This window comes from Streptomyces enissocaesilis, from assembly GCF_039533765.1.
GTDB classification, from domain to species: Bacteria; Actinomycetota; Actinomycetes; order Streptomycetales; family Streptomycetaceae; genus Streptomyces; species Streptomyces enissocaesilis.
In genome coordinates this window covers 278,417-289,674 of record NZ_BAAAUD010000034.1, presented here as the reverse complement: position 1 = coordinate 289,674, position 11,258 = coordinate 278,417, and the positions used below count along the sequence as shown (strand labels likewise).

Here is an 11,258-nt window from a genome sequence, read left to right as displayed (position 1 = left end):
CCCATTGAGCATTCGTCAGTTCATGCCGACGCACCATGACGGACTCCTGCCCGGAACGGCAACAGATCCACCGCCCCGGACAAGAGCCATCAGACACTGCCTAGCGGCCCTTCCGCACGAGGTCGGTGATGCGCTCGCCCTCGCTGACCGTGAGCGGACCGGCCTCCTCCGTGGCGTCGCCGATCCCCAGCGCGGCCGCCAGCGTACGGCCGTGCAGGTCGAGGGTGGCCTCGGTCAGGGTGGTGAGATCGGCCACGGCGGCGCGGGCGCGGGCCCATCCGGTCAGGCCGATGCCCGCGGCGACCAGCACGGCAGGCCACCACACCGCGGCGAGCAGGAGATAGGGCACGGTCCAGGTTCCGGTGGCGACGGCGGCGGCGAACGCCGAGTGCGCGGCGGTTAGATCGGTCCGTGCGGTGTCGGGGAGTACCAGCCAGAGGCGGGACCAGCCGTAGGTCAGGTCGAGTCCGTGGCGGTGGTACGCGATGGACTCCACAGCGTGAATCCGGTCGCCCATCCAGGTGGGTCTCCCCGGCTCGGCCATGGCCAGCCGGGTGATGCGCTGGGCCGCGGTGTCGATCCGGTCCTGCCGCTCGCGGGTGCGGGTGGCCGGGCTCATGGCTTCCAGGGCCCGGCGTTCCTCGACGAGCCGGTGCCACCGCGCACGCCGGCGCGTCGTACGTGCCGCCGCGACCGAGGCGAAGGGACGGGGCCACGGCCCCAGCCAGACCCGCCGGGTGACCGCGGCCAGCGCCTGCACGACGAAGCCCACGCCGGAGGCAGCCGCCAGTACGGCTACGACGAGGAGTGCCTGCGCGCCGCTCGGCAGGTCGGCGATCTGGGCCATGGTGTCCTCGGCCCGCCGGGTCAGCAGTGCGACGTTCCACGCGTCGACATGGCCGAGGTTGACGGACAGCCACACCGCGCCGAGGAAGAACGCACCGGGCAGCACGAGCAGGCTGATCCACCGGTCGGCCAGTGTTTTGGCCAATTGCTGGAAGAAACCGCCCACCTGCGCTACCCCCGCTCCATGGGCCGGCCCATGACCGCGCAGCGCGGGATGGCGCCCGCCGGTGGCGGCACCGCCGTCCGGTCGCAGGCGCCGTCCGGACAGCGGAAGTTCTCCTGCCGGGCGGTGCCCGGCCCGGCTCCCGGCAGTCCCGTGGCGAGCGTGCGCAGGGTGGTCTCGCGGTCGGTGTTCAACAACTGGCCCAGCAGGGTGAGCACCGGGCGCCGGGCCCGCGCCTCGGCCACGATCCGTTCCAGCAGTTCCTGACGTGCCGCGGTGTGGAGCCTGGTCTCGCCGATCAGTGCGTCGAACTCCTTGCACAGCGTGGTCAGGGCCGATCGTTCGGCGTCCACCACACGCTCCCCCTTCCGTCGGTCAGCCGATAGTCTCATGGGCGATGTCCTCCGACCACCGGCTTGATCCGGAGCAGCTGAATCACCAGGCGGTCGACCTTCTCAACCGGGCTACCCGAGCCGGTGACACGACCCTGCTGACCCGCTGTGTGCCGTTGTTCCGCAGCATCCTCGCCCTGACACCGTTGCACCATCCGCACCGTGCCACCCGCCTGTACAACCTCGCCGAGACCCACCGGGCGCTGTACGCCCTGACAGGTGGGGAGGACGACGCCGACCAGTCGATCGGCATCGGGCGACAGGCCGTGGCCGCCCTCCACGTCGGCGACCCGAACTCCGCGCTGATCCTGGGCAATCTCAGCGTCACCCATCTCCTGCGGTTCCAGCGGGTCGGGCACCCGAACGACCTGGCCGGGGCCATCGAGTGCGGGGAACGGGCCGTCGTCGCGACCGGTGCCGACCTGAACATGGCGTTCCACCTGGCCACTCTCGCCACGGGCCTCTTACTGCGGTACCAAGGGAGCGGGCACCTCGGGGACCTGGACCGGGCTGTGAACGCGGACGAGCGCGCGATGGCCGTTGCCCCCGCCGATTCCCCGCACCGGCAGACCATCCTGACCGACCTCGCCGCGGGCCGCCTGTGGCGCTTCGAGAAGACCGGGGACCGCACGGACCTGGAGCGCGCCATCGACACCGGCGAGCACGCACTTGCTGCCGTACCCGCCGACTCCCCCAACCGGGCGACCACCCTGACCAACCTCGCCACAAGCCACCTGCGGCGCTTCGAAAGGACTGGGGACCGCACGGACCTGGACCGCGCCATCGACACCGGCGAGCACGCAGTCGCCGCCGCCCCCGCCGACTTCCCGCACCGGCCGATCATCCTGTCCAACCTCGGCGCCGCCTACTGGTTACGGTTCGAACGGGCGGGCCGACCGTCGGACCTGGATCGTGCCATCGAGTTCGGGGCACAGGCCGCCGCCGACACCGGTAGCCCGTTTCGCGTGACCGTCTTGTGCAACCTCGGCGTCGCCCATCACGCCCGCTTCGAGCGGACCGGGAACCTGGTGGACCTGGACCGGGCCATCGGCCACCACGAACAGGCGGTGGCCGCCGCCCCGGACGACGCGCCCGGTGGTGCGGCCTACCTGTCCAACCTCGGCATGGCGTACTATGCGCGGTTCGAACGGCTCGGCGAGGTGGCCGACCTGAACCGGGCCATCGGTCACCTCGGCCGTGCCGTGGCCACGGCACCCCAGGGGTACCACCAGTTCGCGACGTTCCTGTCCAACCTCGGTGTCGCGTACCACGCGCGCTTCGACCGGCTGGGGGACGTGGGCGATCTGGACCGTACCGTCGCGTACTACGAACAGGCCGTCGCCGCCACGCCCACCGACCACCCGGATCGCGGGCTCCGCCTGTCCAACCTCGGTGCCGCGTACGACGCGCGCTTCGACCGGAACGCACACCCCGCAGACATCCACCGGGCCGTCGAGAGCCTACAAAGAGCCGTCGCCGCGATTCCCGCCGATCACCCGCTGCGCGCGACCGCCCTGAACAACCTCGCGGCGGCCCTGCGGGGGCGGTTCGAACTGCTGGGAGACGCGGCCGATCTGGACCAGGCCGTCGCGCATCAGGAACAGGCCGTGGCCGACACGCCCACCGACCACCCGGATGTCGCGTACCGCCTGTCGAACCTCGGCCTCACCCACTGGGCCAGGTTCGCCCGCACCGGGGAGCCGTCGGACATGGACGCGGCCATCGACGCCGCCAGACGCGCGGTGGCCGCGACACCGGACGACCATCCGGACCGTGCGATGCGCCTGAACAACCTCGGCAACGCCCTCAAACAGCGGTTCTGGCACAACGGCAGCCTGCACGACCTGGACCGGGCCCTCACACATCAGGAACAGGCCCTGGCCGCCACACCGGACGACCACCCGGCCCGGGCCATGTACCTGAACGGCCTCGGGGTCGCCTACCAAGATCGGTCCCAGCGCAGCCGTGCCGCGACCGACTTCGACCGCGCCGTCGACCTCGTACTCCTGGCGGTCGCGGCCACACCCGCGGACCACCCCGACCGCGCGCTGCGCCTGTTCAACCTCGCGCGGGCCCACCAGACACGGTACGAGCACTCGGGCGACCCGGCCGACCTGGACCGCTCCGTCGACCTGGCGCAGGAGACGGCCGCCGCAGTCCCCACCGGCCACCCGGAGCGCGCGCGGTATCTGTTCGGCCTCGGCTATGCCTACCGGCTGCGGTTCCAGCGGACCGGCGACGTGTCCGACCTCGACCGTGCCGTCGACGCCGCGGAACAGGCGGTCACGGCCACCCCCGGCGACCATCCCAACCGGGCGGCACGCATCTACCTCCTCGGGACTTGCTACCGGAGACGGTGGAGCAGCGGCGGCCCCCTCGGCCGGGCGCGGACCATCCGACTCGCGCAGGACGCACTTTCGGCCACGACGTCGCCCCCGCTCGACCGGGTCCGCGCCTGCTGGGCGGTGGGCCGGCTCGCCTACTTGCTGGAAGAACCGCACACCGCCCGGCTGCTGTTCGACACGGCGGTGGAGCTGCTGCCGTCGGTCGCGGCTCGGGAGACCTCGTCGGCCGACCACGAGCACCGCCTCGGCGCGAACCACGGACTGGTCGGCGAGACGATCGCCGTGCACTGTGCCCTCGACGACCCGGGCGGCGCGGTCCAGGCCGGTGAGCTGGGCCGGTCGGTCCTGCTGGCGTCCCAGTTGGCGCTGCGGACGCCCCTCGCGGACCTGGCGGCCGAGCACCCCGCACTGGCCCGGCGCCTGAGCCGCGTCCGCGATGCCCTCAACGCGCCGGATCCCCCGGCCCTGACCACGCCCGACGGCCAGGACATCGATCACGTGGACCGGCGCAAAAGGCTGTGGACCGAGCACGACGCCGTCCTGACGGAGATCCGGCGCCTGCCGGGCCTGGACCGGTTCCTGCTCCCGCCGACGTGGAGCGAGCTGCGACCGACCGCCGCCGACGGGGCGGTCGTGCTGCTCAACGCTGGACTGCAGAGGTGCGACGGCATCGTCGTCACCGCCGACGGGCCCCCGCTGCTCATACCGCTGCCCGACCTGCGGCTGGCCGATGCCGAGGCGTGGGGCGCCGAGTTGACGGAAGCGACGCACGACGCCGGGTCGTTCGCCGGCGAGATGCGCCGGCAGCGGGTGCTGACGGAACTGCTCGGCCGACTGTGGGACACGGCGGTCGAGCCGGTCCTCGACGCAGTCGAACACCGGCTCCGTCCGGACGACGGAGTACTCCCCCGCGTGTGGTGGATGCCGACGGGGCCGCTCGCGCTGCTGCCGCTGCACGCGGCCGGGCACCCCGACCGGCCCGGGGCGCTCAACCGGGTGGTCTCGTCGTACACACCCACCCTGCGGGCCCTGGCCCGCGCCCAGAAACGTCCGGCCGCGACAGTCCTGCGCCGGCTCACCGTCGCCCTCGACCGGACCCCGGGCCTGCCCGACCTGCCGGCCACCGCCGCCGAGGCGGCGAGCCTGCACGCGGCCCATCCCGACATGCCGTTGCTCACCAATGAGCAGGCCACTGCCGCCCGGGTGACCGGCGCGCTCCCCGAGGCGAGCTGGGCGCACTTCGCCTGCCACGCCAGCACCGACCCCTACGCGCCCTCCGAAGGCGGGCTCCATCTCCACGACGGTGTGCTGTCCATCGCGGAGATCGGCCGCCGCGACCTCCACGAGGCCGAACTGGCATACCTGTCCGCGTGCTCCACCGGGCACGTCGGCCGGCGGCACGCGGACGAGTCCATCCACCTTGCCTCCGCGTTCCAGCTGGCCGGGTTTCGGCATGTCGTCGCGAGTCTCTGGCCGCTGGACGACCGCGTCGCGGCCGGCGCAGCCGATCACTTCTACCGGCTGATGCCGGACACACCGTCCGCCGATGACGCGGCGACCTCGCTCCATCGCGTCATCCGGCACCTGCGCGCCGAGCATCCCGGTCGACCGCACCTGTGGGCGTCGCTGATCCACAGCGGGCCGTAACGGAGCTCTCCCCCGGGCGCGGCCGGCGACGACCGTCCCGCCTTCGCACAGACGAAGACCTTACGTGCACCACCACAGGAAGCGCGGTCACACCCCGTCGGCGAGGGGTCCGGGCTCGGGGCCGCGGTGGTGGGGGTGGCCGTGGGGGCCGAGCCGACGCTCGTGGACGTGGGCGTGACGGTGGGGTCGACGCGCCGGAGGGCTTGCCGGTCGCCGACCGGATGTCGGGGCTGCCGCTCGCGTCGGCGGCCTTCCGCGGGCCGTAGCCGTCAAGTGGGCCGTCCGTCCCAAGCGGTGGCACGGGATGCGTATGCGCTCACTCCGACGTCTCACCGTCCTCGCCGCCGCGGCTGCACTCTCCGCACCGCTCGGCCTGACCCCGGCCGGAGCGGCAGCCCACCAGCCAGCCACCCTCAGGACAGAAGCTGTCACCGATCCGCTGCCGGGCGCCTACATCTCCCCCTGGAGCCATGCCCAGGGGGAGATGAGTGACGAGACCCTGGTCTGGATGGAGCGTGAGGACATCACGCTGGAGGCCATCAGCCCGTTCGTGATGGGCGCCGACGGGCGGGGGTTCAACATGCCCATCGGTTCAACGGCCGGTGACGGCCTCGACTCCAAGGGCCGCGTCTTCTACCCCGGCGGCCTCAAGCTCCACCACTCCCGATCCGGCAAGACGATCACCCTGAAGGACACCTTCATCCGCGTCATGCCGAAGCCCGCCCGAGCCTCACGGGCTTCCGTATCAAGAAGGCACCCTTCTACGTCACCCAGGACGCCGCGGACCTCTTCGCGCAGGACACTGGGGCCACACCTCCGCGCGTCGGCATCCTCTTCGGCACGCTCCCTCCCAACTTCGACTATGTCCCGAACACGGCGAAGCCGCCGACGTCCCCCACCCTCCCGTAACCTGCCACGCTCCGTGACCGGCGCTCAGATCGATCACGGCCGCTGAACTGGTCCAGCAGAAGGCGGGAGCGCTTCGTGCTGACGCCGGCCGTGTCCTTCTGGCCACCAACGGCGTTGGTCGGTTCGACACATGCGCCGGGCTGAACGCCCCACGTTGGGCCCTGTGCGGTTCGCGGCCGCCGGTTCCGCGCTCTGGCGTCGGGGCCGCGAAGCTACTTCAGGCCGTCGACGCGGGCGCCGGAGCTGCGGTAACAGGTCTTGTCCTTCGAGGTGTGTCTGGTTTTCGTCGGTCATGTAGACCCAGATGTTGTCGGACCCACCGACGAGACGTCTGCCGCAAGGGTAAAGTTCGCCGGCCCCGATCGGTTGCACCAGCCGCTGGTGCTCTTAACGTCCAGTGTGGTGCTGCCTGCAAACGCCCGCACGTAGACCCGCCGACAGATGTCGGCCTTGAACGATCCGGCGACGTCGACCGTCCGGTTGGACCAGGTGGCCGCGCCCTTGTAGTAGCTCGCCCCGTAGTCAATCGAGAAGGTGGCGGAGCCGGCGGCGGCCGCGGGCGTCGCCGCGAAGACCATCCCGGCAACCGACGCGACTGCGGTCACGGCCACGCCGGCCTTCCTCGTGCGGCTCTTCACCTTCGATATGCCCTTCAAGCTCACCAGTCCCAGCCATCCATGACAACCTCCCAGGTTCTTCGAGTAACGGGTGCCGCAACCCACGTACTCACCATCACCCGGAGGCGACCGTCTCGGATTGGGGCAGTGAACGTTGCTGCCATTGTTCGGCAACACCACTGAACCACACGTGGACCTCCCGCCGGCAAACATTCAAGCCAACTCCCGAAAAAGGGGCGGGACTTGCTCACGATCCAGAAGGCCGCCCGGGAGCGAAGGGGATCGCCATGCACTTCGCCCAGGCCGCACAGGCCCCCCGTGCAGCGTTAGGCCGACGTTCCACCCGCCGCGCCCCAGCCTCGAACGAAGGAGGCCAGAGCGCGGCGCTGTTCTTCCTGCCGGGCGGTCTGCTGCGCGAGGACCTGGCGGTCGATGTACGGGGCGACGGCGGCCAGGACCAGGCGCCGGAGTTCGTCCGGCTCCAGCGCTTCGACCTCCCACTGCACCGGGTGGTCGATGTCGAATCCGTGACGGCGGGCGAAGGCCGGCCACCTCGGATCTCCGCGCTTGCCCTCGGTCGCGGGCAGCTCGTAGTCGTTGACGGCCTGGTCGTAGGTGAGCAGCACGCGCCGATTCCGGCTCCAGCAGGCGGTGCGCGCCACGAAGTCCCGTTCGAGATCCTCACCCGAGCAATCGAAATCACCGACATTTCTCCGGGGCGCCGCCAGCGTGCGGTTCAAGTTCTCGCAGCTCAGAAGCGGCCGGGACGACCATAGTGCGTGCAACAAGTGTGGTGCACGGAGCCCGGCTCAAGATCCACCCGGTGAGAGGCCGTCCGGGTTCGGCCGCCCGTTCAGGCGCTCGTGGGTCGCGCGACGCTCGGCTTCTTCGCGGGCGAGTGCCTGTCGACCGTCGGGTCGCGGTGAGCCTCGATGGCCTCGCGCACGATGGAGGCCAGGCTGTCGGGCGGCAGGGCCTCACCAGTGGATAGCGGTGCGGTGGCGGTGGTCATGACGGTGCGCCCGGTCCCTGCGGCGGCTTTACCACGCTCTGACCAGCGGCCACGCATGATCACCGGGATTTTGCATCAGTCCTGGGGAGCAGTGGTGGCGCGGCAACGTCGAGCTGCGGTCTTGTGACCATGACTTGCGGAGGTCAGACTCGTGAGCACCAGCAGCGGAGTTCACGATATCGAGGAGAGTTATGCGGCGTTTATTCTTGGCACTATTCAGTACCGCGATTCTGGCCGTAGGGGCAGGCTCGGTTCCGGCTGCGGCGTCCACTCCTCATGCAGCGGGGGGTTTCTCCCCCGCACAGACGACAGTCAATGAGCAGCAGTGCACCCCCATGGATGGCAGCTCCAGGCTATGCCTGGCCTTGGTCAGTTCGACGTTCATTGGGCAAGCGACCGTCTATGATCCTCCCGCAAATTGCGCTGGCTACCGCGTCTCCCTCTACGACGTGTACACCGGCGAAGCGGTGTCATCAACCAGTCTCAGGCCCTGCAGTGAGACTCCCTCAAAACAGGCGACCGCCGACGCCTCCCGCTTCACAAAGCTGACGGCGTACGCAGTATTCCGAATGTACAACAGTGCCGGCACCGAGATCTATTACGCATATACCGACATGATCACCTACCCCTGAATGTGTGATGTCGTCATGGCGGGGCGTGCGTGCCGGTGTTGGTGAGGACAGTCGTTGAGAACGGCGCCCGAGGCAGTCACGCTGTGGCCGACTTAGCGCCAAGTGAGTCAGGCGGTCAGCCGCCGGCGGATCGCTTCCCGTTCCGACTCTTCGCGCGCGAGTGCCCGCCGATGGACTTCGGGGTCGCGGTGGGCTTCAATGGCCGCGCGCACGATGGCGGCGAGGACGTCCGGAGGCAGAGCCTCGGCCTGGGTCGTCGCAGTGCCGGAGAATGAGCGCCGATCGGTCACCTTGGGCGGAGTGGTCGGCAGGTGGTACATAGAGATCTGCCCAGGGGTGACGGCGATCCTCTGGAACTCCACTTCAGCGCCCGCCGGCGACCGGAACCTGCATCTCCTCGGGGTCTCAGTACCCTTCCCTGACGAAGCGTTCGACCGGGTCGTCAATATCGACCTGTGGCGGATGCTCAGTGCCGCCGACATGTCCAGGTTGGTCCTGGAGGGATTCCGCTTGGCGACAGAAGTGGCGCTGGTATGGACATCGGCGGTGACAGCTCCGGTACTGGACAATCTGGAGTATGCAGCAGCGATGCTGCGGCAGGCGGGCCGGGTGGACGTGGAACCGGACGACGGCCGGGGCTACGCGGTGCTGCGATGCCGTCGCCTTGTATGACGCCCTCGTCCTGCGTTAGATGCTGCCGGTTGTAGGGGTCATTGTGGAAGGCGGCACCGTTCTCGGTGATGTAGAGCGGGATGCTGGGGTAGGCCTCCGCGACCCGGGTGCGTGACCACCTTTAGTATTTAACAACCAGGTTGACCAGCGTCTTTTTTCACGCTTCCTACATTGGCGAACTCGAGGCAGGCGGAGTGAACTGAGCCCCGATCTGCCGCCCGGCCGCCAGTTCGGAGACAACATGCTCTGAGCCGGGGCCGGGCGACCGCCGGCGTCGGGCTGGATTATGCGATTCGGGCCACCCGGGTTCCGCGTCCTTCGCCGGCGAGGAGCGGCATCATCGTCTGGAACATGGTGGTGAGGTGCTCACTGGCGAGGTGGGCGTCGAGGGATGCCTGGTCGCGCCACTCCTCGATGAGGATGATGTGGCTGTCGTCGTCCAGGTCGCGCAGGACTTCGTAGCGCAGGCAGCCGTCTTCGGCGCGGGTGCGCTCGACGACGCTTTCGATGAGCGAGCGGACCTGGTCGGCCTTGCCCGGGGCGGCGTTGCTCTCAGCGATGATCATGACGGTGTCGTTCATGGTTCTTCTCTTTTGGGTTTCGGTGTGATGGTGCTGCCGCCAGGTGGAGCGGTATGTGTGCAGGGTGAGGTCAGGTGGCGAGCAGCTGCTGGTAGAAGTCCGCGGGGTCAGCGGCCAGGGATGCCTTGACGTGGGCGCTCCACTGGTCGACGACGACCTCGATGAGGCCCTTCTCGACGCCGTCGAGTGCGGCGCGGGCGACGTCGGCGGGGTCGGTGAGCGGCCCGTCGTAGTCGGCGCCGGCCATGATGTCGGTGTCTGCCGCGCCCAGGACGACGCCGGTGACGAGCGTGTTCTGAGCTGCCAGCTCCAGGCGAATGCCGTTGGTCATGCTCCACTCCGCCGCCTTGGCAACTGCGTAGGCGTTGCTGCCGTCGTAGGAGAACCACGACAGGGCCGAGAGCACGTTCACGATCGCGCCTCCGCCGTTGGCGGCCAGGACGGGGGCGAAGGCGCGGACCATGTTCAGGTTGCCCCACAGGTGCGTGTCCATCTCGCGCCGGATGGCGTCGAGCTCGCTGCCCAGAAGGTTGGTGCCCGTGGAGATCCCGGCGTTGTTCACCAGCAGATCGACGTCGGTGGCCACCGCTGCGGCGGCCTTGATCGATGCCGGGTTGGTGATGTCGAGCTGAAGGACTTCCACGCCCGGCAGGTCGATGCTGCCGGGGCGACGGGCGGTCGCGTAGACCTTCGCGCCGCGCTCGGCAAGTTGCGTGGCGAAGTGACGTCCGATCCCGCGGTTCGCGCCGGTCACCAGCGCTGTTGCTCCGGAGATGTTCATGCAGGTGCCCTTTCGATGCGGCCGGGAGTAGGTCAGGCCGGTCCGTGGATCCCGCGCGTACTTCGGCGGTATTGCTACGCTAAAACCTGACGTCAACGTGAGGTGCAAGCGGAAGGGAAGTGATCTGCGTCATGCGTATCGGACAGCTCGCCAAGCGCTCGGGGGTCAGCGTGCGTGCCTTGCGCTACTACGAGGAGCAGAACCTTCTGGAGTCGACACGGACGCCCGGCGGGCAGCGCGACTACTCCGACGACGCTCTGGACCGCGTCCAGCTCATTCAGGATCTTTTTGCCGCCGGCCTCTCCAGCCGGATCGTTGTCGAACTGCTGCCGTGCGTGAGCACCGGCACCGCGACTCCCGACATGCTTGGCCAGCTCACCACGGAACGCGATCGCATCGCCGAACGCATCCAGGACTTGTCCCGAGCGAAAAGCAAACTCGACGGCGTGATCGAAGACATCGTCGCAGCGGGAATCGTCAAGGCGTGACGGTACTCTCCGCTCTGCCAGTTCACCCGCCGGCGTCGCAACCGTCCTTCCTGTTGAGCCAGGGCCGTACCACCGGGCCGGCGCTTACACCGTCCGAGCGGCTACGAGCCTGGCGTCCGCTGCGTAAGGACGCACGAGCGTGAGACGCACCGACGTGAGGCCAGAGACCGCCC

General features: G+C 69.4%; 11 protein-coding genes. 3 read left to right on the top strand and 8 right to left on the bottom strand.

Translation table 11 applies throughout. From position 1 onward, the window contains the following. Nucleotides 1-100: 100 nt before the first annotated feature. Both ABD374_RS16530 and ABD374_RS16525 read right to left on the bottom strand, forming a co-directional pair. Nucleotides 101-991 carry a hypothetical protein gene (locus ABD374_RS16530; protein WP_344495854.1) on the bottom strand — a complete coding sequence of 297 codons (891 nt, stop codon included), beginning with the start codon at nucleotides 989-991 and terminating at the stop codon, nucleotides 101-103. A 26-nt stretch (nucleotides 992-1,017) separates the two neighbouring features. Next, nucleotides 1,018-1,362: a hypothetical protein gene (locus ABD374_RS16525; RefSeq protein ID WP_344495852.1), complete on the bottom strand. Its 345-nt coding sequence runs from the start codon at nucleotides 1,360-1,362 to the stop codon at nucleotides 1,018-1,020. 44 nt (nucleotides 1,363-1,406) lie between these two features. Between ABD374_RS16525 and ABD374_RS16520 the strand changes: the two genes are divergently transcribed. Continuing rightward, the gene (locus ABD374_RS16520; protein WP_344495850.1) at nucleotides 1,407-5,393 is read left to right on the top strand and encodes a CHAT domain-containing protein; all 3,987 of its coding nucleotides are present in this window, start codon (nucleotides 1,407-1,409) and stop codon (nucleotides 5,391-5,393) included. A 1,199-nt stretch (nucleotides 5,394-6,592) separates the two neighbouring features. On the opposite strand, the gene ABD374_RS16515 is transcribed toward ABD374_RS16520, so the two are convergent. From ABD374_RS16515 to ABD374_RS16500, 4 genes are all read right to left on the bottom strand, one after another. Beyond that, a complete protein-coding gene (locus ABD374_RS16515; RefSeq protein ID WP_344495848.1) occupies nucleotides 6,593-6,964 on the bottom strand; it encodes a hypothetical protein in 372 nt (123 codons plus the stop codon). 281 nt (nucleotides 6,965-7,245) lie between these two features. Further along, nucleotides 7,246-7,545 carry a hypothetical protein gene (locus ABD374_RS16510; RefSeq protein ID WP_344495846.1) on the bottom strand — a complete coding sequence of 100 codons (300 nt, stop codon included), beginning with the start codon at nucleotides 7,543-7,545 and terminating at the stop codon, nucleotides 7,246-7,248. Nucleotides 7,546-7,772: 227 nt separating this feature from the next. Beyond that, complete coding sequence (locus tag ABD374_RS16505; protein WP_344495844.1) at nucleotides 7,773-7,931, bottom strand: hypothetical protein; 159 nt, start codon at nucleotides 7,929-7,931, stop codon at nucleotides 7,773-7,775. 739 nt (nucleotides 7,932-8,670) lie between these two features. Beyond that, on the bottom strand, nucleotides 8,671-8,883 hold the full coding sequence (locus ABD374_RS16500; RefSeq protein ID WP_344495842.1) for a hypothetical protein: 213 nt from the start codon (nucleotides 8,881-8,883) through the stop codon (nucleotides 8,671-8,673). Between the two features lie 16 nt (nucleotides 8,884-8,899). Here ABD374_RS16500 and ABD374_RS16495 point away from each other — a divergent pair, with 16 nt between their 5' ends. Continuing rightward, a complete protein-coding gene (locus ABD374_RS16495; protein WP_344495840.1) occupies nucleotides 8,900-9,235 on the top strand; it encodes a hypothetical protein in 336 nt (111 codons plus the stop codon). Between the two features lie 284 nt (nucleotides 9,236-9,519). Here the strand turns inward: ABD374_RS16495 and ABD374_RS16490 are convergent, their stop codons facing one another. Together ABD374_RS16490 and ABD374_RS16485 are read right to left on the bottom strand one after the other, a co-directional pair. After that, on the bottom strand, nucleotides 9,520-9,816 hold the full coding sequence (locus ABD374_RS16490) for a putative quinol monooxygenase (protein ID WP_344495838.1): 297 nt from the start codon (nucleotides 9,814-9,816) through the stop codon (nucleotides 9,520-9,522). A 70-nt stretch (nucleotides 9,817-9,886) separates the two neighbouring features. After that, the gene (locus tag ABD374_RS16485; protein WP_344495837.1) at nucleotides 9,887-10,597 is read right to left on the bottom strand and encodes an SDR family oxidoreductase; all 711 of its coding nucleotides are present in this window, start codon (nucleotides 10,595-10,597) and stop codon (nucleotides 9,887-9,889) included. A 131-nt stretch (nucleotides 10,598-10,728) separates the two neighbouring features. Between ABD374_RS16485 and ABD374_RS16480 the strand changes: the two genes are divergently transcribed. Next, complete coding sequence (locus ABD374_RS16480) at nucleotides 10,729-11,085, top strand: MerR family transcriptional regulator (protein WP_344495836.1); 357 nt, start codon at nucleotides 10,729-10,731, stop codon at nucleotides 11,083-11,085. Nucleotides 11,086-11,258: the final 173 nt, after the last annotated feature.